Annotated in this window: 14 protein-coding genes; 10 read left to right on the top strand and 4 right to left on the bottom strand. The window is 70.6% G+C overall.

All coding sequences use genetic code 11. The features are described from left to right. Positions 1-132 precede the first annotated feature (132 nt). The 4 genes from C892_RS0100600 to C892_RS0100585 all read right to left on the bottom strand — a co-directional run bounded on the left by C892_RS0100600 (position 133) and on the right by C892_RS0100585 (position 2,348). On the bottom strand, positions 133-1,170 hold the full coding sequence (locus tag C892_RS0100600; RefSeq protein WP_017555577.1) for a ParA family protein: 1,038 nt from the start codon (positions 1,168-1,170) through the stop codon (positions 133-135). Next, entirely contained in the window at positions 1,167-1,478 is a 312-nt protein-coding gene (locus tag C892_RS0100595) for an ATP-binding protein (RefSeq protein ID WP_239647210.1), read from the bottom strand. Before C892_RS0100595 ends, C892_RS0100600 begins: the two co-directional genes overlap by 4 nt. Before the next feature lie 235 nt (positions 1,479-1,713). Beyond that, positions 1,714-1,962, bottom strand: a complete 249-nt coding sequence (locus tag C892_RS0100590; protein WP_017555575.1) for a hypothetical protein — start codon at positions 1,960-1,962, stop codon at positions 1,714-1,716. After that, complete coding sequence (locus C892_RS0100585) at positions 1,959-2,348, bottom strand: hypothetical protein (protein ID WP_017555574.1); 390 nt, start codon at positions 2,346-2,348, stop codon at positions 1,959-1,961. The genes C892_RS0100590 and C892_RS0100585 overlap by 4 nt, the downstream gene beginning before the upstream one ends. 240 nt (positions 2,349-2,588) lie before the next feature. On the opposite strand from C892_RS0100585, the gene C892_RS0100580 reads away from it, so the two are divergent. The 10 genes from C892_RS0100580 (at position 2,589) to C892_RS0100540 (ending at position 21,895) form a co-directional block, all read left to right on the top strand. Then, entirely contained in the window at positions 2,589-3,437 is an 849-nt protein-coding gene (locus C892_RS0100580) for a helix-turn-helix domain-containing protein (RefSeq protein WP_017555573.1), read from the top strand. Between the two features lie 8 nt (positions 3,438-3,445). Then, on the top strand, positions 3,446-3,637 hold the full coding sequence (locus C892_RS30240; protein WP_083934295.1) for a DUF397 domain-containing protein: 192 nt from the start codon (positions 3,446-3,448) through the stop codon (positions 3,635-3,637). Between the two features lie 173 nt (positions 3,638-3,810). Then, positions 3,811-3,999 carry a DUF397 domain-containing protein gene (locus tag C892_RS31695; RefSeq protein WP_017555572.1) on the top strand — a complete coding sequence of 63 codons (189 nt, stop codon included), beginning with the start codon at positions 3,811-3,813 and terminating at the stop codon, positions 3,997-3,999. A gap of 376 nt (positions 4,000-4,375) precedes the next feature. Continuing rightward, positions 4,376-7,567, top strand: coding sequence for a DISARM system SNF2-like helicase DrmD (gene drmD, locus C892_RS0100570; RefSeq protein ID WP_017555571.1), 3,192 nt, complete (start codon positions 4,376-4,378; stop codon positions 7,565-7,567). Then, positions 7,564-11,772 (top strand): Eco57I restriction-modification methylase domain-containing protein, encoded by a 4,209-nt coding sequence (locus C892_RS0100565; RefSeq protein WP_017555570.1) that lies wholly within the window; start codon positions 7,564-7,566, stop codon positions 11,770-11,772. Before drmD ends, C892_RS0100565 begins: the two co-directional genes overlap by 4 nt. Further along, complete coding sequence (gene drmA / locus C892_RS0100560) at positions 11,772-15,728, top strand: DISARM system helicase DrmA (protein WP_017555569.1); 3,957 nt, start codon at positions 11,772-11,774, stop codon at positions 15,726-15,728. Before C892_RS0100565 ends, drmA begins: the two co-directional genes overlap by 1 nt. After that, positions 15,725-17,647, top strand: a complete 1,923-nt coding sequence (drmB, locus tag C892_RS0100555) for an MrfA Zn-binding domain-containing protein (RefSeq protein WP_017555568.1) — start codon at positions 15,725-15,727, stop codon at positions 17,645-17,647. Before drmA ends, drmB begins: the two co-directional genes overlap by 4 nt. A gap of 23 nt (positions 17,648-17,670) precedes the next feature. Continuing rightward, a complete protein-coding gene (gene drmC / locus C892_RS0100550; RefSeq protein WP_239647209.1) occupies positions 17,671-18,447 on the top strand; it encodes a DISARM system phospholipase D-like protein DrmC in 777 nt (258 codons plus the stop codon). Then, positions 18,444-20,264, top strand: coding sequence for an N-6 DNA methylase (locus tag C892_RS0100545; protein WP_017555566.1), 1,821 nt, complete (start codon positions 18,444-18,446; stop codon positions 20,262-20,264). The genes drmC and C892_RS0100545 overlap by 4 nt, the downstream gene beginning before the upstream one ends. Beyond that, positions 20,261-21,895 carry a serine/threonine-protein kinase gene (locus C892_RS0100540; protein ID WP_017555565.1) on the top strand — a complete coding sequence of 545 codons (1,635 nt, stop codon included), beginning with the start codon at positions 20,261-20,263 and terminating at the stop codon, positions 21,893-21,895. Before C892_RS0100545 ends, C892_RS0100540 begins: the two co-directional genes overlap by 4 nt. Positions 21,896-21,935: the final 40 nt, after the last annotated feature.

Here is a 21,935-nt window from a genome sequence, read left to right as displayed (position 1 = left end):
CGGTGTCCCGCCGGCCCCCGCCCCGAACCCCCGTTGATCTCGGGAAAGTCGGGGTTAAGAGAGCCGTCATAAGGCCGACTTCCCCGAGATCAACTCCGGAGGGGCCGGGCGAAGGGGAACTCCAGACAGGATCTAGCGTCGCCGTTCGCGAAGAGCTGCCAGCCGGCCGTCGATCGCATACGTCAGATCCCGGAACTCCGACCTGCACTTTTCGACCAGGCCCTGCATACTCCCCATCGCGCCGTCTGCCGTTCTCAGGTCGAACATCGGCTTCCGGGCGTCGTGCGCGAGGGGCATGAGGCTCCGGTACTGACGGATCGTGGCGATCTCATGGTCTCCGCCGCCCTCGATACCGCTCTCCTCCAGGACGAAGCGCTCGTACACCATGGGGATGCGATCCAGCCACCGCTTGTAGGCCCCGACCGGGCGGTCCAGACGGAAGCCCGGCTGCATGATCACGTAGCCGAGGGGACTCATGTTGCCGCTCGGAAGCGCCATGTCCCTCGGGGCCTGGTGCACGACGACGCCCTGCCACTTCCCCCTCCACTCGGCCAGCGTCGGCCCCAGGTTCCGCAGCCCGCGCAGGGAGAAGAGATCGGCGGCGAGCGGCATCAGCACCGTGTCCGAAGACAGGAGGGCCGCTCGGTTGATCGCACCCAGGTTCGGGCCGATATCGATGAGCACGACGTCCGGGTCGACCACCCGTCGCGCATTCTGGATGACACGGTAGAAGGCGGTCGTCGCGCGCACGGCCTTAGCGTTCCCGGCAAGGGTGTTGCCCCAGGCCTGGGACAGTTCATCTTCGAAGCGGCTGAGTTCGAGGTCCCCGGGAAGGAGCCACAGCCCTTCGGCCACCTGTGCCGGCTCGATGAGCTCCACATCACCGGTCCCCTCGACGATGGGCTGCACGGCCTGCACGATCGTCTTAGGGGTACCTGGGGAGAGCAGGGTGAACATCACCTCCTGGCGAGAACCGTACGAAGGATCCGACTCATCCCAGAGGAAGGCCAGATCGTCTTCGTCCAGGAACGCCGAGGTGAGGTTGGACTGCGGGTCCAGGTCCACGGCCAGTACGCGCTTGCCCCTGCGCTGGTACATGTGGGCGAGGTGGTAGGCCAGCGTCGTCTTCCGGACACCGTCCTTGATGTTGAACAGCGCGATCGACGTCACTGGGCCCTCCTCATCACCACGACCCACGAACTCACGTCCACGGTGAACTCGGGCGGCGGGTTCCCGTTCTTCTCCACTGCGGCTCGGATGCGGGAGATGCCGCGCCCGAAGCGGTTGACGAATCCGAGGTTCTTCATGGCGGCGGCGAGCGACGGGTTCCTGTAGTCGTTGAACCGGTCGACGTTGTCCTCCCTGACCTGCCCGTAGGGTCCGCCCGGGTTCGCGATCTCCACCCGGTCGCCGAACCACTGGATGCGCACGGGCGCGTTGGGCGACTCGTAGTCCGGTGCATCACCGCGTTCATGCACGCCTCACCCAGCGCCGAGAGCGGGGACTCCGGCCTTGAGGACCGGCTCCCCGACCGGACGATCTACATCGTGCCGGAACCTGCACAGCCCTGGTGGTGATCGGTGGGGCCAGGGCCGCCCGTGGGGATCTCCCGGTCGGGGACGGGGACCGGGAGCCCCTCGTCCCCACGGGCGGCCGGGGAGGCACCGGCCCCCGCGGGGAGGCAGTGGGGCCGGTGCGCTGTGGTCGTCGGGCTCAGCCCTCGCCGGTTCCGCTGGAGAAGCGGGAGGAAAGATCGGGCCTGTGGACGATTCGGCGGGCGGCGCCGACCTGGCGCATGAGGCGTTCGAGGTAGGCGTACTGGAGGTCGGCCCTGTCGTGGCGGCCCAGGCGCAGCACGAGGTGGACGCCGGGAGCCAGAGTCAAGAGCAGCTCGCCGTCCTCGGTTTCATTGAGGCGCACCATGCCGGGGGCCGGGTCGGTGATGCGGACGGGGCGGTTCACCGGGGCCTCCCGCAGCCGGGCATGGCGTGCCGGGACAGCGCGTCCCGGACCTCATCGCGGCCCAGGCTCCGGGCCAGGGCCGTCAGGGCACGCAGCTCCCGGGCCTCGCGGCGGGCGGCCCGGCGCTCGTGGGCGTCGAGGTAGGGGCGCACGCGCGGGCGGGGCAGCTGGGCCAGGTAGTGGTCCGTGGCGGCGAGCAGGGCGGCGAAGTCGTCCAGGTCGCGGCAGGAGAAGCCGACGTCGTGGCCGGCGTGTGCGGCGGTGAACAGGAGCGCAGTGCCGTCGGAGGTGTAGCCCAAGCCCCAGCGGGTGTAGTGCAGGGCGAGTTCGACGAAGCGGGAGTAGGAGTCGCCGTCGAGGCGAGGGGCTGCGTAGGTGACGCTCATCGGGGTGCCCCTTCGGGGCGGGGCGCGGTGGCCGGAGTGGACATGGCTCCCCCAGGGGAGAGGTCGGACCGAGTGGGAGACCCGGTGGAAGGTTGACGCCTTCCATCATCGAACGTAAATTTTCGATCCTCAATAGGGAGTCCGAAAGTCGCCATCACGAGATCTATGAGGTGAATGCGTACATCGACCCCCGCAGCCAAGGGGCGGCGCTAAGATCACCACGACCGTCAAGGAGGGGACGTGCCCGGACCCACCATCAGTCGCCGCCAGCTGTCAGGAGTCCTTCGGCGCCTGCGCCGCGACGGCTCGCTCACGCTGGAAGAGGTGGCCGACCGATTGGAGTGGTCGTCGGCCAAGGTCTCGAACATCGAGACGGGCCGCACCGCCAAGCCCTCTGTCACCGATGTCAGCGCCCTGCTACGGGTCTACGAGGTGGCGGAGGGCACCGCCGAGCACGACGAGGTCCTCGCGCTCGTCCGCCAGTCCCGCAAGCCGGGCTGGTGGCACCGGTACGGCGATGTGCTGACAGGCGCGTACGTCAGTCTCGAGGCTGAGGCCACACGGATCTCGACCTACGAACCGATCGTCATCCCCGGCCTCCTGCAAACCGAGAATTACGCGCGCCTGCACCAAAAGGCCGCGTCGGCACCGCTGGCGACCGACGAGATCGAAAGGGCTGTCGAGGCCCGCAAGCAGCGCCAGGCCCTTCTGGCCAGACCGGACGCGCCCCGGCTTTGGGCGATCATCGACGAGAACGCTCTCCGACGTATGGAGTCCGAGCCCGAGATGATGCAGGAGCAGCTCGAGCACCTCGTCATAGTGGGCGAGGATACGGCTAACGGCGTGACCCTTCAGGTCATGCCGACTGCCAAGAGCTTCCGCAGCGGCCTCGTGGGCCCGTTCGTGATACTTGAATACAGCGGGCCGGACATCGCGCCGTTCGTGTTCTTGGAGACGGACACCGACGGGCTGTACCTGGAGCGGCCTGAGGAGATCGAACGGTACCGGACTCTCCTCGAACAAGCCCAGTCCATTGCGCTTGACCCGCATGAGTCGGTGGAGCTGATGCGTTCCCTGATGCGACAGTAGAGAGGCTGATGAGTGTGAGTCCCCTCCGAGAGCTCCGTTTCCGAAAGAGCAGCTATAGCACTCCCCAGAACTGTGTCGAGGTCGCCGACGTCCCTGGGATGAGCGCCGTGCGCGACACGATGAACCGGCAGCGGGGCCACCTGGAGTTCCCGAGCGCCGAGTGGACGGCGTTTCTAAGATCGCTCGAGGGTGAGCGTTAGGCAGACGAGCGCGGGGCTCGGCCGCCTGGCCGGGCCCCAACATGCATACGGACGGCGACTACCCGTGTCCACTGCCGGCCGCAAGCGCTTCATGCTGCTCAGAGAGCTGCGAACAGTCTCACGACCTTGGTGTTGATCCGAGAAGTCCAGGAAGCCCTGGAAGAGTGAGAACCGTGCCGAAGCAGCCGGAGTGGAGAACCAGCAGCTACAGCGGCGTCAACGGCAACTGCGTCGAGGTCGCCCACATCCGCGCCGGAGCTGCTCTGCGCGACTCCAAGCACCCCGACCGGGCCGTGCTGGGGTTCCCCTCCTCCGAGTGGCACGCCTTCCTCTCGGCGCTGGGCGACGACACCACCTCCTGAGGCCCTTACCAGCCCCGCTTTCCGGAAGCCGCCGCCTGGCCGCCTCCGGCCACTCCCGCCCCGACGATTCGGAGCACGCCGCCCTTCCTGAAAGGATTCGCAGGAGAGGCACGGTGGCCGGATCCCCCTTCCCGCGGGGGTCGTGGCACCCCCTCGGCGGCACCCCGCCCCGCTCAGGACTTTCGTCCCTTCTCTTTTCCGGGCGCCCCGCTTCACCATTCTTTGGTTGTGAACATAGTTCACACTCGCTACTGTTGGCTCATCCGACGCTGCCCGCAGCCACGGCCGGTGAACCCGCACACCTCCTCTGGCCACGCGTCGCCCCGCGTCCTCCCCGCGAGGGCGCGCCCAGCAAGCGCGATCAGGAAGTCCGGCGATGCCCAGCACAACCGAAGAGCGCCCCGCCCCGGGATCGCTCGTCGCCGTCCGCGGACAGAAGTGGGTCGTCAGCGATGTCGACCACGCCGACGGCGGCACCCTGGTGACCCTGCAGAACACCGACAGCGGCCGCTACGGCGAGACCCTGAGCGTCCTGTGGGAGATCGAGCCCGGACGGCGGGTCCTCCCCCGCGGCTCCCTCCCGCCGGTCTCCCCCGACCGCTTCGACCCGCCCGAGCGCCTGGCCGCCTTCCTCGACGCGGTGCGCTGGTCGGCGGTCACCTCGGCCGACACCCGCACCCTCCAGGCCCCCTTCCGCTCCGGCGTGGCCATCGAGGACTACCAGCTCGAACCGGTCACCCGCGCGGTCGGCGCCCCGCGCGTGAACCAGCTCCTCGCCGACGACGTCGGCCTCGGCAAGACGGTCGAGGCCGGGCTCGTCGCCCAAGAGCTGCTGCTGCGCCACCGGGCCCAGCGCATCATGGTCGTCTGCCCCGCCGGGCTGACGGTCAAGTGGAAGGACGAGATGGCCGAGAAGTTCGGCCTGGACTTCACCGTCATCGACTCCGACCGCTGCGCCCAGGTCCGCCGGGCCTACGGCAGCGCGGCCAACCCGTTCAAGGTCTACCCGCTCACCATCGTCAGCCTGTCCTGGCTGCGGGGCCCCAAAGCCCAGCGCCTCCTCGACGAGGTCCTGCCCGTCGGCGGCGCCATGGGCCCCGAGGACCGCGTGTTCGACCTGCTCATCCTGGACGAGGCCCACCACGTGGCGCCGGCCGCCCCCAAGCAGGTCTACGCGGTGGACTCCCAGCAGACCAAGCTCATCCGCCGCCTGGCCCCGCACTTCACGCACCGGCTGTTCCTGTCGGCCACCCCGCACAACGGCTACCAGGCCTCGTTCACCGCGCTGCTGGAGGTCCTGGACGACCAGCGCTTCGCGCGCGGCGTCGAGCCCGACCCGGCCGCCGTCAAGGACACGGTGGTGCGCCGCCTCAAGCGCGACATCACCGACGCCGACGGCAACCCCCGTTTCGTCGAGCGGGACGCCCGCTCCCTGCCGGTCGACTACCCCGACAGCGAGCGGGAGATCCACGGCCTGCTCACCCGCTTCGCCGAGCTTCGCCGCAGAAAGCTCACCACCCGCCGCGGCCGCAAGGCCACCGACCTGGTCACCCTCCTGCTGAAGAAGCGCCTGTTCTCCAGCCCCGCCGCCTTCGCGCACACGGTGGAGGTCTACCTGGAGACGCTGCGCGCCAAGGGGCGGCCGCTCGACCCGTTCGCCGACGGGGACGGCGCGGACGAGGTCCCCGAGTGGATGGAGGACTTCTACGACGAGGCCGCGGCCTACAACGACGAGGAGCTGGCCGAGGCCGAGGACGACGCCCTCGACCGCACGCGACCGATGCAGCCCGACCCGGACGACGACGAGACCGCGCTGCTGGAGCGCATGCTCGAATGGGCCCGGGACCACGAGGCGCTGCCCGACGCCAAGGCGTCCAAGCTCATCGAGTACCTGACGGCGGTCTGCAAGCCCGGCGGGCACTGGACCAACGAGCGCGTCGTCGTGTTCACCGAGTACCGCGACACCCTCGACTGGCTGCGCGAGCTCCTCCGCCAGGAAGGGCTCGGCGGTGACCGGGTGGCCGAGCTCCACGGCGGCCTGGGCACCGACGAGCGGGAGCGGCTGCGGGTGGCCTTCCAGAAGGAGCCGTCCGAGCACCCGGTACGCATCCTGCTGGCCACCGACGCCGCCAGCGAGGGCATCGACCTCCAGCGCCACTGCCACCGCCTGGTCAACTACGACATCCCGTTCAACCCGAACAAGCTGGAGCAGCGGATCGGCCGCATCGACCGATACGGCCAGACCCGCACCCCGGAGATCCGCCACTTCGTGGGCACCGGATGGGACACGGCCGTCGACTCCTATGAGGCCGACCTGGAGTTCCTGTCCCGTGTGGCCACCAAGGTCGCCCGCATGGAGGAGGACCTGGGGTCGGTCAACGCGGTGCTCTCGGACGCCGTGCAGCGCCGGATGCTCGGCCAGGGCGCGCCGGTGGACGTGGACGCGGCCGGCGCCAAGGGCGACCGGGTGCCGTCCGAGGCCAACGTCCGCGAGCAGGTCCGGCGGGTCCGCACCGAGCTGGAGCGGACCGTCGAGGAGCTGGGCATCACCCCCGTGCGGGTCAAGCGGGTCGTGGACACGGCGCTGGGCCTGGCCCGCCAGCAGTCCCTCCGCCCGCATGTGGACGAGAAGCACTTCGCCGAGGGCCTGTTCGAGGTCCCGCCGCTGACCGGCTCGTGGGTGCGGGCCACCGAGGGCCTGACCGAGAAGCCCGCCGCGGGCGCCACGGACGGCGGCAAGGGGCGCGGCCGCAAGCGGGACGAGCCGCTGCGCCAGCTCCCCGTCACCTTCGACCCGGAGGTGGCCAAGGGCCGCGACGATGTGGTGCTGGCCCACCTCAACCACCCTCTGGTGGCGATGTCCACGCGCCTGCTCCAGACGGCGGTCTCCAACGACCAGGTGGGCCTGGACCGCGTCACCGCGGTCGTCAGCGACGACCCGGAGCTGGAGGACGTTCTGGTCGGCGCCTTCTCCCGGTTCGTGCTGGTCGGGGCCGACGGCATGCGCCTGCACGAGGAGGTGCTGCACGCGGGCGGCTGGCTGCCCGAGGGCGGGCGCTTCCGCCGCCTGGAGAACCTGGGCGCGCTGCGCGGGATGCTCGACCGGGGACTGACCGACGGCACACCGCTGGCCGGGCCGGTCTGGCACCGGATCCACCAGCGGTGGACCGACCGCGCCTCGGACGGCCTGATGAAGGCGATCGAGTGGCGCAAGGAGACCCGGCTGGAGTCGCTGCGCCGCAGGCTGGAGCAGCGCGAGGCCGAGGAGCGCGAGCGCGCGACCGAGGTCATCGACCGGTTCAGCGCCACCCTGCGGGCGGCGCTGGCCGAGGACGACGCGGACGCCGAGAACGCGCTGTTCAGCACGGCGGAGATCACCCGCACCAGCAAGGAAGAGCGCGAACAGTACCGGAAGGACCGGATGAACTGGGAGAAACGGTTGGACGAGCTGGCCGCCGAGCGCGACCGCGAGCTGAAGGCGATCGCGGCCCGCTACAGCCGCCAGGAGCCGCACTCCTTCCCCGTCGCCGTCGTCTTCGTCGTTCCGAAGCGGGAGGCCGTCCGATGAGCGCACCCACCACCGCCGCACGCCGGCGCCGCACCACCGGCGAGGACAGCGCCGAGCAGCACCGCAACTGGCTGAGCCTGATCGAGGTCGACGGGCCGTTCCTGACCCTGCCGGTGCTGCGCGCCACCTGGCCCGCGCGACTCGACCCGCTCGACAAGGAGGAGCGCGCCCGGCTGCGCCGCGAGCACGCGCGCTGGCAGGCCGCCTCGGCCACGACTGCCGGGCAGGAGGCGTGGATCCGCTACCTCCTCGCGGACATGCTGGCGTGGGGCGATGACCTGCACCTGGCGGCCCGGAGCCCGGAGGAGGGTGCCGAGGGGAACGGCGCGGAGCGCGTCGGGGCGGCTTCCGCGAGCGACGGCGACACGGGCGAGGACGGGGGCGGGGACACGGACGCCGCCGCGCTCGACGCCCTGGCGCTGGAGGTCCCCGAGCACGAGACCCGCGTCGTCCCGTCGTTCGTGCTGACCGCGCCGGGTGAGGCCGTCAAGCCGGACACCGTGCGGGTGCTGGGACTGGTGTGCCCGCCCGGCCAGCAGCCCACCGCCCGGATCAAGGGCGAGGCGTGGGCCGCCAGCCCGGCCGACCGGGTGGCGCAGCTCTGCCGCCACCACGGGGTGGAACTGGGGCTGGCCACGGACGGCCGCTGGTGGGCGCTGGTGTGGGCGCCGCGCGGAGGCGTGACGACCACCGCAGTGTTCGACACGGCGGTGTGGAACGAGCGCGCCGAGCGGGACGTGGTGGAGGCGTTCCACTCCCTGCTGTGCCGGCGCCGGTTCTTCGGCGTTCCGGACGAGGAGACGCTGGTCCGGCTCCTGGCCAAGAGCCAGGACGGGCAGGAGGAGATCACCGAGGCCCTGGGCGTGCAGGTGCGCCAGGCGGTGGAGCTGCTGGTCGCGGCGTTCGGCCGGGCGGACACCAAGCTGCGCGAGCGCGGCGAGCCCGACCTGTCCGAGGTCGAGGCGCACGAGGTCTACCGGGGCGCGGTCTCGGTGATGATGCGCGTCGTCTTCCTGCTGTTCGCTGAGGAGCGCGGGCTGCTGCCCTCGGACAACGACCTGTACCTGAAGTCGTACTCGGCGGGCCGGCTGTGCGCGGAGCTGGAACAGCGCGCGCTGGAGGGCAGCGAGGACGAGCTGGAGGAGACCTACACGGCCTGGCACCGGCTGCTGGCCCTGTTCGAGGCGGTGTACCGAGGCGTGGACCACCCGCGCCTGCGGATGCACCCGCACGACGGGTCGCTGTTCAATCCGGACGAGTTCCCGTGGATGCCGCTGCTCATCGATGACCGCACAGTGCTGCACATGCTGCGGTCGGTGCAGTACGTGGTGGTCGGCAAGGGCAAGAGCAAGGAGCGGCGGGCGCTGTCGTTCCGGTCGCTGGACGTCGAGCAGATCGGGTATGTGTACGAAGGTCTGCTGTCCTTCGACGGATACCGGGCCGAGAGCGAGACGGTCGGACTGACCGGCAAGGTCGGGGCCGAGGAAGAGGTGGAGCTGCGACGGCTGGAGGAGATGGCCGCGCAGTGCGCCGACGTTCCCGCGCTGGCGGCCAAGCTGGCGGCGGAATTCAAGGACTCGGGGATCGGGTCCGCCCGCGCGCTGGAGAAGAAGCTCACACCGCTGTCCGGGGTGGAGAAGGAAGAGGCCCGGAAGAAGGTTCAGGCGGCGGTCGGCAACGACCAGGCGTTGGTGGAACGGCTGATGCCGTTCTATGGGGTGTTGCGGGAGGACCTGCGGGGCCTGCCGTTCGTGGTGCTGCCGGGCGAGCTGTACGTGACGGAATCGTCGCTGCGGAAGAACACGGGGACGCACTACACGCCGAGGTTCCTGGCGGAAGAGGTCGTCGAAGGGGCGCTTGAGCCGCTGGTGTACGAGCCGGGGCCGCTCCAGACCGCGAACAAGGACGAGTGGAAGCTCAAGTCCAGCCGGGAGATTCTGGACCTGAAGGTCGCGGACATCGCGATGGGGTCGGCTGCCTTTTTGGTGGCGGCGGCGCGCTATTTGGGCGACAAGCTCCTCGAGGCGTGGACGAACGAGGGCGACGAGCGGGTCCGCGACTACACACCGGGCAGCGACGGCGCGAGCGCCGATGAGGATCCGGTGGTGATCGAGGCGCGGCGCCAGATCATCGAGCACTGCCTGTACGGGGTGGACATTAACCCGATGGCGGTGGAGATGGCGAAGCTGTCGCTGTGGCTGGTGTCGATGGCACCGGAGCGGCCGTTCACATTTTTGGACGACAGGTTGGCGGCCGGGGACTCGCTGCTCGGGATCACATCGCTGGAGCAGCTTGAGTACATGCATATGGATCCCAGGCAAGGACGGAAGATCCATGAGCGTGGGATAGTGGATTTCACTGCCGGAGCGAGGGAGCTTGTCAGCCGAGTTGCTGAACGACGGCGTGAAATCGCGGAGGTCGACGGATCGACCTTGGAAGGCTTGAGTCGAAAGCGCAAACTCCTGGCGGATGCAGAACTGGAAGTGACCCGGGCCCACCTCCTAGCAGACCTGACGGTTGGCTCGGCCTTGGTTTCCGCAGGACGCGGAGATCGAGAACAGAGAGAAGCAACACTGACTGCAGCTGACCTGGCACGACGACTGAACAAGGCGGAACCCGAGGCAAAACAACAGGCGAGTGAGTGGTTGCGAACCCATAAGCCAGGACACACTTTCAAGCGCTCACCACTACACTGGCCACTAAGATTTCCCGAAGTCTCCACAAGTGGGGGATTTGATGCAATAATTGGAAATCCTCCATTCCTGGGCGGAAAAAAGATTGCCGGGACACTAGGAAGAGATTATCGAGAGAATCTCATTAAATACACTGGGGGAGCGGTTCGAGGAAACGCTGATCTCGTCGCATATTTTTTCCTGCGTGCAGATACTTTGATTTCTAAGAGTGGAACTTCTGGCCTCATCGCGACGAACACCGTTTCACAAGGAGACACCCGTGAGGTCTCACTAGACCAAATAATCGACAATGGAACGGTTATATATAAGGCGGTAAAAAGCTCTCCCTGGCCTTCCAAGAGCGCCGCCCTTGAATACTCTGCCGTCTGGTTCACACACACCAGACTCGGAGACGTCGCAAAAAGGTGCATCGACGACACAGCAGTAGCCGAGATAGCGTCGACCCTCACCCCAGCAGCACGCACACGCGGCACACCAAGAAAACTTCACCTCAATAAAAATAGGGCTTTTATTGGCTCCTACGTGCTTGGCACTGGATTCATTATTTCACATGAAGATGCGCGCTTCCTCGTCAGCGAAGATCGCAAGAATTTGGAAGTAGTATTCCCGTATTTGAATGGCGAGGATCTTAACAATCGACCCGACCTCTCGGCAAGCCGCTCGATTATCAATTTTCACAACTGGCAAGAGGAGGAAGCGAAGGCATACACAAAGCCGTTTTCGATAATCGAAACGAATGTCAAACCAGAGCGGCAGAGAATAACCGAAGACGGGTCGTTTAAACTTCGATCCCCGCTACCTCAAAAGTACTGGCAATATGCCGATAAAAGACCAGGGCTTTATCGTGAACTCTCGCACCTCGCCTGGACAATCGCTCTCACAATCGTCAGCAAGGTAATGATCCCAGTAAAGGTGCCGACCGGGCAAGTTTTCGCGCATCGACTTGCCATTTTCGCGAGTGACGATGACGCATTTCTCGCTACCCTCTCAAGCGCAATACATTTTTGGTGGTCATCTAGATACACTTCAACATTGGAGACTCGAATAAACTACTCTCCTTCAGACGTCTTCGAGACTTTCCCTCTCCCTGAGCTCACCCAGGAGTTGCGGGACCTCGGCGAACGCCTCGACTCCTACCGTCGAGACGTCATGCTCTCCCGGGACTCCGGCCTGACCAAGACCTACAACCTCGTCTTCGACCCCGATTGCAACGACGACGACATCGTCGAACTCCGCCGCATCCACCGCGAGATCGACGAGGCCACCATCCGCGCCTACGGCTGGGAGGAGCGCATCGAGGCCGTCGGCGGGCTCGACCACGGCTTCCACAAGGTCGGCGGGCGCGAGACGCGCTACACCATCGGCCCGGCCGCCCAGCGCGAAGTCCTCGACAGCCTCCTCGAACTCAACCACGAGCGCTACGCCGAAGAAGTCGCCCAGGGCCTCCACGACAAGAAGAAGACCGGCAAGTCCAAGAAGAAGGCCGCCGACGACGAAGGGACGCTGTTCTGATGTCCTCCGACGGGCTCTTCCCCAACCCCAACGGGGAGCAGACCTCCCTCGACGCGGCCGGCGCCGCGCCTTCCGCGCAGGATGGGCAGGGGAAGGACGCCCCCGCCGACCAGCAGCCGCCCCGCACCGGCCCCGCCCTCACCGACCCCCAGGAGCTCATCGACCGCCTCGACACCCCCCAGACCTTCAGCGGCGCCTCCTCCTACCAGGTCCGCGACGAGTTCCAAGAGCTCGTCGCCCGTGACCTCCTCGGCCCCTGGGGCGGCGACTACGAGGAGTTCGCCCCGCGCGCCCGCGGCCCCCGGGAGCGCTATCTCGTCGGCATGCTCGGTCCCCGCGACAAGCCCGCCGCCTCGCACACCGCCGACGCCGGGGACCTCGCCGACACCGAGGCCGGCGTCGGCGGCAGCGCCAAGGGCGAGGAGGGCGGCGAACTCCCCGACGTCGTCACCACCCAGAACCTCGGGCACATCTGGGCCTCCTCCATGGGCCTGGCGTTCACCGTCGCCGACGACACCGACGCCCTCTCCGTCACCGCCTCCTGGGGCGAGTACTCCCGCCGCACCATCACCGACGAGGACGGCAAGTCCCGCACCACCTGGGCCCGGGAGCCGCGCACCTACTCCCGCGAGGTCCGCCTGGACGGCGACCGGAACCAACGCATCGGCCTCACCGCCGCCGACACCGACACCCCCGGCGTCTACCTCGACGTCGCCGTGCGCCCCCGCGACGGCCGCCGCACCGTCGAGCTGACCCTCATCAACGGCCAGCAGCAGCCCTCCACCACGCCCGACACGGCCTGGCTGTTCCAGACCCGCCTGGCCGTCACCGCCCGCGACGGCGGCTCCCCCGTCTTCCTCCCGAGCGACGACCCGCTGGACCCGGCCCAGCCCGCCCCTCCGCAGGCCGACACCGAAGACCTTCGCCTCCGTCTGCTCTACCGCAACCAGCTCTCCTACGCCCGGGGCCGCAACGTCGCCGTCAAGGAGAACGCCGACCCCGAGCTGCGCCGGGCGTGCAGGCTGGAGACCACCTGGCTGCCCACCTACGACGTCCCGCCGACCAGCGCCCCCTCCGGTCCAGGCACCCCGCTCGAAGGCACCGAGCTGTCCATGGACGCCCTGGCCGCGGCCTCCCCCGAGGAGCTGGCCTCCGGCCTGGCGCCGCTCGCCGACGGCTACTCGGCCTGGCTGGACGAGCGCGAGGCCGAGATCGGCGGCCTCCCCGAGTCGCTGCGCGGCACCGCCGAGGCCGCCGTCTTCCAGGCCCGCAGCGCCGCCGAGCGCATCCGCGCCGGGATCGACCTGCTCTCCGACCCGTCGACGCCCGGCCACGGCGACGCCCTGCGCGCCTTCCGCTTCGCCAACCGGGTGATGGCCGACCAGCGCCGCCACACCGAGATCGGGCGGCTCCGCGAAGACCGCGACCGCTCCTACGCCGACGCCGAGCGCGCCGTCCGCGAGCGCGGCCCCTCCGCCGCCTCCTGGCGCCCCTTCCAACTCGCCTTCGTACTGCTGAACCTGCCCTCGCTGGCCTCCCCCTCGCACCCCGAGCGGGCCGCCTCCCCGCGCGCCCTCGTGGACCTGCTGTTCTTCCCCACCGGCGGCGGCAAGACCGAGGCCTACCTGGGACTCACCGCATTCACCTTCGCCATCCGCCGCCTCCAGGGCATCGTCGGCTCCGGCGAGGACGCGCGATCCGGGATGGCCGGGGTCGCCGTCCTCATGCGCTACACGCTGCGCCTGCTCACCGCCCAGCAGTTCCAGCGCGCCGCCTCGCTGGTGTGCGCCGCCGAGGTGGAGCGCCGCGCCGATCCCGACACCTGGGGCGAGGAGCCCTTCCGCATCGGCCTGTGGGTCGGCGGCGGGGTCTCGCCCAACTGGTACAAGGAGGCCGAGGACCAGATCCGGGACGCCCGCGAGGCCGGCCACGGCGAGCGCACCAACGTCCTGCAGACGCTCGCCTGCCCGTGGTGCGGGGAGGAGCTGACCGCCCAGCGCGACCTGGAGCCCGACCCGGTCGCCCATCGGGTGCGCCTGTTCTGCCCCAACGGCGAGGGCGCCGACGCCTGCCCGTTCTCCAAGCGCTCCTCCGCCGACGGCCTCCCCATCCTCACCGTCGACGAGGAGATCTACCGGTACACCCCGAGCCTGGTCATCGCCACCGTGGACAAGCTGGCGCGGCTCCCCTGGAGCGGGTACGCGGGCATGCTCTTCGGCCGGGTCCGCGAGTACTGCCCCCGGCACGGGTTCCGCCACGACGACCTGGACCGCAGGACCGACTGCCGGAGCCGGCACATCGCGAAGGCGGGCTACCCCGCGGCGACCAGCCGCCCCGTCCCCCGGCTGCGCCCGCCGGACCTGATCATCCAGGACGAGCTGCACCTGATCTCCGGGGCGCTGGGCACCACGGTCGGGCTGTTCGAGTCCGCCGTGGACCGGCTGTGCACGTGGACCGCGCCCGACGGCTCGCGCACCGCGCCCAAGATCGTGGCCTCCACCGCCACCACCAAGCGCGCGGAAGCCCAGGTGCGCGGTGTGTTCGCGCGCGACCTGCAGATCTTCCCTCCGCAGGTCACCGACGTGGCCGACACCTTCTTCTCCCGGCAGGTTCCGATCTCGGAGAGCTCGCCGGGCCGCCGGTACATGGGCGTGTGCGCGCACGGGGTGCGGCTGAAGTCGGCCGAGATCCGGCTGGCGGAGATCCTGCTCATCGCCGGGCAGACCATGTTCGACAAGCACGGCGAGGCGGCCGACCCGTACATGACGACGGTCGGCTACTTCAACGCCACCCGGGAGCTGGCGGGCATGCGGCGCTACGTGGACGACGACGTGGTCACCCGGGTGCGCCGCAACGGCCGCGCGAAGGGGCTGTCCAACCGTTTGCAGGGCACCACCCAGCTCCTGGAGGTCCAGGAGCTCACCTCGCGCGTGTCCTCGGGGGACATCAGCCGGGTCCTCAAGGGCCTGGAGGTGCCGTTCGACCCCGAGCTGGACACCTCCGACCGCAAGCGGACCATCATCCAGCACGGGGCGGCGGTCATGCGCGGCCGCGGCAGCGGCTCGCGGCCCAAGCAGCCCGAATACCACCCGCTGGCGGACCAGCGCATGCTGCGCACCCGGGAGGGCCGCGTCCCGGTGGACATGGTGCTGGCCACGTCCATGCTCCAGGTGGGGGTGGACGTGTCCCGGTTCGGGCTGATGATGGTGACCGGGCAGCCCAAGAACACGGCCGAGTACATCCAGGCCACCTCCCGCGTGGGCCGCGACGCCCGCCGGCCGGGCCTGGTGGTCACGCTGTACAACTGGACCCGCCCGCGCGACCTGGCGCACTTCGAGGACTTCCGGAACTACCACGCCTCCTTCTACCGCGAGGTGGAGGCGCTGTCGGTCACCCCGTTCACCCGCCGCTCGCTGGACCGGGGCACCGCGGCGGCGTTCGTGGCGGCCGTGCGCAACCTGGCCGAGGAGTACTCGCACAACGCCGACGCCAACGACGTGGACCTCAACGGCGATGTCGTCGACGACGTGGTCCAGCACTTGCTGGAGCGCGCCGAAGAGGTGGGGGGCCTACGTGGAAAGGCCTACCTCGGCGAGCGCATCAACGCGCTGAAGGACCTGTGGAACCGCAAGCGCTCCGGGGAGACACGGCTGGGATACGACCGCGAGTCCTCCGGCCCCACCCGGTTGGTGGAACTGCTCAACCGTCCCGGCGAGGGCCCCTGGATGGCGACCACCGTCGGCATGTCCATGCGCGAGACCGAGAACGAGGTCAACCTCCTCCTGCCCGGGGACGGGCGCTTCCTGAACCCGCCGGTCGGCGCTCCGGAATGGTCCTTCGCCCCGGGCGGCGCCGATGACGGCGATGACACCGGTGCTGCGGACCCCGAAGACGACGCCGACGAACTCGGCCAGTCCGCGTTCGACACCAAGCAGGCCCGGGAGGGGAAGCGATGAGCGCCCAGAGCGGCAAGTACCGGCGCCGGGTCGGCGCCGTCCGCCCCAGCCACCTCATGTTCACCACCGGGGTGGGCGCCCTGGTGGACCTGCCCAACATCGCGGTGCTGGTGCGCGGCGTGGACGACTGGAACTACGACGACGTCCCCGACTGGCAGCCGATCACCGAGCCCCGGCTGCTGCGCGAGCTCAACAAGTTCCACGACGGCCGCCACGTCAAGCAACTCCGTCCCGCGCCGTGGCTGGACGGCCTGGACGCCGACCCGAACGGCCCGGCGGCACGCGTCGGCGTCCCGGTGGTGCCGTTCCCGACATGGCTGCGGTGCACGGCCTGCAACGAGCTCGCCGCGCTCGACTCGATGGCCTTCGACTTCGAGAACGACAAGGCCCGCCGGCCCCAGGACGCACGCTTCTTCCACCGGGGCTGCCCGAAGAAGCGCAGCGGGAAGCCGCCGCTGGCCGTCGCCGCCCGTTTCGTCCTCGCCTGCTCCCAGGGCCACCTCGACGACTTCCCCTATACCCACTTCGTGCACAAGGGCGCGGACTGCCCCAAGGCGCCCAAGCCCAAGCTGCAGATGGAGGACCGCGGCGGCAACATCGGCGCCAACGTCTCGATCCGCTGCATGGCGTGCCAGGAGCGGCGCAACATCCGCGACGCCCTGGGCGAGCGCGGCCGGGACGAGCTGCCCGCCTGCCGGGGGCGCCACCCCCACCTGGGCACCTTCGAGCAGACGGGCTGCAAGCAGCGGCCGGTCGTCCTGGTGGTCGGCGCGTCCAACCAGTGGTTCGCCCAGACCCTGTCGGTGCTGTCGGTCCCCGAGGGCGGGGCGAGCGACCTTCAGATGAAGGTGGAGGAGCACTGGGACCAGCTGTCAACGCTGCCTCCCATGATGTACGAGTGGGCCCGTGAGAATTCGCCGGTGATGAAGTCTTTCGCCAAGTGGGGCGACGACGAGCTCGCCGCCATGGTGGAGAAGGTCCGCGCCGCCAAGGAGGCCGAAGCCTCCGGTGGTTCCGGCGCCGAACAGGAGCAGGGCCAGCCGGACCTGCTCACCCCCGAGTGGGAGATCTTCTCCGCCCCCGAGGCGCCGGAGCCCACGGACGACTTCGCCCTCTACCGCTCCCCCGAAGGCGTCCCCGAAGCGCTGACGCCATACTTCTCCGACGTGGTGCAGGCCGAGCGCCTGCGCGAGGTCCGGGCGCTGCGCGCGTTCACCCGCCTGGACGCCCCCGACCCCGAGGACCCGGACCTGGTCTCGCGCGCGCCGCTCAGCCGCGGCGAGCTCTCCTGGGTCCCGGCCAGCGAGGTGCGGGGCGAAGGGATATTCATCCGCGTCCCCGAGGAGGTGCTGAGCGGCTGGGAGGAGCGCATCATCGGCAGCGATGCCCTGCGCCTGCACCAGGAGGCCTACAAGCAGTTCCGCATCAACCGCTACTCGGGGCGCATCCCCGGCGGCTTCGACCCGATGCGGCTGTGGCCGGGTGCACGCTACATCGCCCTGCACACGCTGTCCCACCTGATGATCCGCGCGATCGCCCTCGAGTGCGGCTACAACGCGGCCAGCCTGTCCGAGCGCATCTACGCCGGGAACGAGGAGGACCCGCGCGGCGGCATCCTCGTCTACACCGCCGTCCCCGACGCCGAGGGCACCCTGGGCGGCCTGGTCTCCCAGGCCGAGCCCGAGCGCCTCGGCCCGCTGGTGGACAAGGCGCTCAAGGGCGCGATGCGCTGCTCCTCGGACCCCCTGTGCCGCGAGCGCCTGCCCCAGGCCCACTCCGACTTCCTGCACGGCGCCGCGTGCCACGTGTGCCTGTTCGTCTCGGAGACCACCTGCGAGAAGGGCAACCGCTTCCTGGACCGCCGCTTCGTCGTCCCGGTGGACGACCCGAAGCTGGCGCTGTATCCGGAGCTTCCGTAGCGGGGGTGGGGGTGAACGCACCGGTGGACAGACCCGGCCCCTCCGCCTTCGAGGCGGCCGCCGAGGAGGCGGCCGCCCGCCTAGGCGGCGCGCTCCTTAAGGAGGTCGCGGGGCGGATCGGCGAGGGCTGGCCCGACCAGGCGATCCTGGGCTCCTCCCGGGACTCGGGCGGGGTGGCACCGCTCTTGGAGGCCCGTAGGTCCGGTGGCGTGCCGCGCGCGGAGGCCGCGGCCTTCCTGCGCGGCCTGGCGGCCGGGTACGCCCGGGGCAGCGGCGCGGTGTCGGTGGAGACCGTGTGGAGCGGCCCGGCCAGCCACGCCGTCCCGACCCGGGCGACCGCGCAGGCCCTGCTGGAGGTCATCGAGGAGGCGCACTCCGAGCTGGTGCTGATGACCTACTCGGCCCGGCGCAACGACGCCATCCGGCAGTCCCTCGCGGCGGCCGCCGAGCGGGGCGTGCGCATCGACGTGGTCGTGGAGACGCTCGAAGGTGCGGGCAGCGCCCTGGGCGGTGACCAACCCGGGGCGGCCTTCGCCGGGCTGGACGGGGTCGGCCTGTGGCACTGGCCGCTCGCCCGGCGCACGGAGAAGGGGGCCAAGTCGCACGCGAAGCTGGCGGTCGCCGACCGGCGGGTGCTGCTGGTCTCCAGCGCCAACCTGACCCAGTCCGGGGTGGCCCGCAACATCGAGGCGGGCCTGCTGGTGCGCGGAGGCGAGGCTCCCCGGCGGGTGGCCGAGCACATCGCCGAGCTGCGGGCGCGCAAGGTGCTCGCCCCCCTGTCGACAGGGGGCGCGCCGTGACCCGGGACGCGATGGTCAGCGCCGCCGACATCGCGCGGCTGGCGGGGGTCGGCCGGTCGGCGGTGAGCAACTGGCGGCGGCGGTTCACCGACTTCCCGCGACCGGTCGCCGGGGCGCCGTCCAATCCGCTGTTCGCACTGGAAGAGGTCGAACAGTGGTGCTTGGAGCGGGGAAAGCCGTTCGAGGCCGATGACCTGGACCGGCTCTGGCAGCGGGTGCAGGCCGAGGTGGAGGGGGTCCGGCTCGCCGAGTTCCTCGCGCATGCCGGGACGGCCCTCACCGCCCGGCGCGGGGCGGGGCTGCCGAAGCCGCCGGAGGAGTGGTCTCCGCTCTTCGACGCGCTCGCCGCGTCGGCTGAGAAGGCCGACGACGGCGCGGCCGGTGTGTTCTCGCGGCTGTGCGAGCGCTTCCGGGCCGCCCGCGAACGCGCTTCAGAGGTGGAGCGGGAGGTCGCCGAGACCATGGCGGGGCTGGCGGGCATCGGGCACGGAGCCTCCGTGCTCGACCCGGCCTGCGGGACAGGCGTGCTGCTCCGGGCCGCCGCCTCCCGAGGGGCCGCCGTGCTCTGGGGCCAGGACCGCGACCCCGCCCACGCCGAGATCGCCCGCGCGCGCCTGGTTCTCATGGGCGGCGATGTGGAGGAGGTGGAGGTCGCCGTCGCCGACTCCCTGAAGGCGGACGCCCTCCACGACCGGCGGGCCGACGCCGTGCTGTGCGACCCGCCCTTCCGCGACCGCCACTGGGGCTGGGAGGAGCTGGCCCGCGACGACCGCTGGACCCACGGGACCCCGGCGCGCGGCGAGGGGGAGCTGGCGTGGGTCCAGCACTGCCTGTCCCGCCTCCGGCCGGGCGGTGTCGCCGTGGTGCGGGTGCCCGCCTCGGCCGCCCACCGGCCCTCGGGAAGGCGCATACGGGCGGCGCTGGCGGCCTCGGGGGCCCTGCGCGGCGTCACCGAGCTGCCCGGGGCCCAGTCCCTCGTCTGGGTGCTGGAGCGCCCCGACGGGGAGTCCGGGCGGAGCGGGTCCTCACAGGTGGAGTTCGTGCTGTCCGGCGATACGGCCGAATCATGCCTGCTCGACCGCGCGGAGCTGGTGGGAGAGGCCGACCTGCGCCCCTCCTCGCACGTGCCGCGGAGGGAGCCCGACGCCTCGTACGCGCAATGGCGCACGGCCCTGCTGTCGGCCGTCGACGGCCTTGCGGAGGCCCCGCCGGTCCTCACCCCCGGTGACGCCCCCAGTGCCCCCGAAGGCTCCGCCGCGGTCGTGAGCAGCATCGGAGAGCTGGTGGACCAGGGTGTGCTCGAACTGCACACCGCCCCCTTGGCCACCCCGGCCGACCGGGGCCCCGTCCCCCTGCTCACCCACAAGGACCTGCGCGAAGGGCGCGGTCCCGGCGGCCGCACCGTCGAGTCGACCGGCCGGGTGGTCCTGCGCCCCGGGGACGTGGTCGCCTCCGCCACGGGCGATGTCTCCCCCCGCGTCGCCGGCACGGCGGAGTCGGGCGCCGCGGTCGGGCCGAGCCTGGTCGTGCTGCGGGCCGACCCCGAACGGATCGACCCGGACTACCTGGCCGCGGCGCTCACCGCGGGCTCGGCCCACAGGCTCCGCAACGACCCCCGCAAGGCCCGCATCGCCCTGCTTCCATTGGAGCGGCAGCGCGCCCACATCACGGCCCTGCGCCGCCTGGCCGACACGGAGAGACGCCTGGCGCACCTGGCCGAGCTCGGCGCCCGCCTGGTCGAGGCGGGGCGATCGGGCCTGGCCGACCGGTCCCTTGCCCCTGCCCACCCCACGGCACCCGAGGAGAAACGCCCATGAGCGGCGCCGCCCCCGCCCCCCGGCCCCTGCTCGCCGAGCGCTACGAGCTCAAGCCGACCCCGATGGCGCGCGGGGGCATGGGCGAGGTGTGGGAAGGGCACGACACCCGGCTGGACCGCGAGGTCGCCGTCAAGTTCCTGCGCTTCCCCGACGGCGAGCACGACCCGGACCTGGTGCGCCGGTTCGTCCGCGAGTCGCGCATCACGGCCCGCCTGTGCCACCCCGGCGTCCCCGGCGTCTACGACGCGGGGACCGAGGACGGGCGCCCCTACCTGGTGATGCAGCGCATCCACGGGATCAGCGTGGCCGACCTGGTCGCCGAGCAGGAGCGGCTGCCGGTCGGCTGGGCGGCGGCGATCGCCGCCCAGGTGTGCGCGGTGCTCACCGCCGCGCACCGCCGGTCACTGGTGCACCGCGACCTCAAGCCCACCAACCTGATGCTGGAGCCGGACGGCACGGTCAAGGTGCTGGACTTCGGGCTGGCGGTCGCGCTGGACCGCTCCGACGGATCGCAGATCACCCGCAGCGGCGAGACCCCCGGCAGTCCCCCGTACATGGCGCCCGAGCAGCTGCTGAGCGGCATGAGCACTCCGCAGAGCGACTTGTACTCACTGGGGTGCACCCTGCATGAGATGCTCACCGGACGGCGCCTGTTCTCCGGGTCCACCCCCTTCGCGGTGATGCACAAGCACGTCGAGGAGCGCCCCCGGCCGGTGGCGGAGCTGCGCCCCGACGTCCCTGCGGGGCTCAGCGCGGTGGTCGCGCGGATGCTGAGCAAGCGCCCGGAGGACCGGCCCGCCGGGGCCGACGAGGCCTATCGTGCCCTGCGGCCCTTCGCGGCGGTGCTGGGGCCGCTTCCGGGGGTCCTCGACCCGCCGTCGGTGCCCAGCCCGACCCGGATGCAGGCCTCGGTCCTCGAACGGGTCTTCGCCGGGGCGGCCGGGCTCGACGGTTCGTCAGAGCAGAGGTCGGAGCAGAGGGAGGCCGACCGCGGGGCCGCCCCGGTGGAGGGGGCCGCCGCAGGGGGCGGTGGGGACGGCGACGGCGAGGTGTCCATGACGCGGCTGGACATCGCCCACGCCCGTTCGGAGGCGGCCGCGCTGTCCGGTTCCTCGCGCTACCGGCAGGCCGCCGACGTCCTGGAGGCCGCCGTGGCCACGGCGCGGGGCGTCTTCGGGCCGCACGACAGCGATGTCGTGGAACTCCGCATGGACCTGGCCAACATCCTGTTCGAGGGCGGCGACTTCCGGGCGGCCGAACCGGAGTTCTCCGCGCTGGCCGCCGACCTGGCGACCGCCGACGGCCGGTCCGACGGATCGCTGGTCTTCCGCTGCCGTCTCCAGGCCGCCACCTGCCGCGCCCTGGCCGGGGAGACGGCGAGCGCGCTGGAGGAGCTGCAGGCACTGCGGGCGGACGAGGAGCGCGCCTACGGTCCCGAGGACGCCCGCCCCCTGGAACTGCGACGCCAGATCGGCCTCCTCCAGCGGGGCGCCGGCCAGCACGCCGAGGCCCGCGCGACCCTCACCGCCCTGGCCGAGGATCTGTCGCGCATCCACGGGCCCGACCATCCCACCCTCAAGCAGGTCACCGACCTGCTCGACCCCCCGCAAAGCGGGCAGGCCGGCGCATAGCCTTCCCCGGCAGGCGCCCCTCTCCGCATGTCCCCCGTCC

Source organism: Nocardiopsis baichengensis YIM 90130 (assembly GCF_000341205.1).
GTDB lineage: Bacteria > Actinomycetota > Actinomycetes > Streptosporangiales > Streptosporangiaceae > Nocardiopsis_A > Nocardiopsis_A halophila.
This window is presented reverse-complemented; position numbering and strand designations above follow the sequence as displayed.

Coding starts and splice junctions, on each gene's coding strand:
- C892_RS0100585 (WP_017555574.1), bottom strand. CDS start 2,348: ATGAGCGTCACCTACGCAGCCCCTCGCCTCGACGGCGACTCCTACTCC.
- C892_RS30240 (WP_083934295.1), top strand. CDS start 3,446: ATGAGTGTGAGTCCCCTCCGAGAGCTCCGTTTCCGAAAGAGCAGCTAT.
- drmD (WP_017555571.1), top strand. CDS start 4,376: ATGCCCAGCACAACCGAAGAGCGCCCCGCCCCGGGATCGCTCGTCGCC.
- C892_RS0100565 (WP_017555570.1), top strand. CDS start 7,564: ATGAGCGCACCCACCACCGCCGCACGCCGGCGCCGCACCACCGGCGAG.
- drmA (WP_017555569.1), top strand. CDS start 11,772: ATGTCCTCCGACGGGCTCTTCCCCAACCCCAACGGGGAGCAGACCTCC.
- drmB (WP_017555568.1), top strand. CDS start 15,725: ATGAGCGCCCAGAGCGGCAAGTACCGGCGCCGGGTCGGCGCCGTCCGC.
- C892_RS0100540 (WP_017555565.1), top strand. CDS start 20,261: ATGAGCGGCGCCGCCCCCGCCCCCCGGCCCCTGCTCGCCGAGCGCTAC.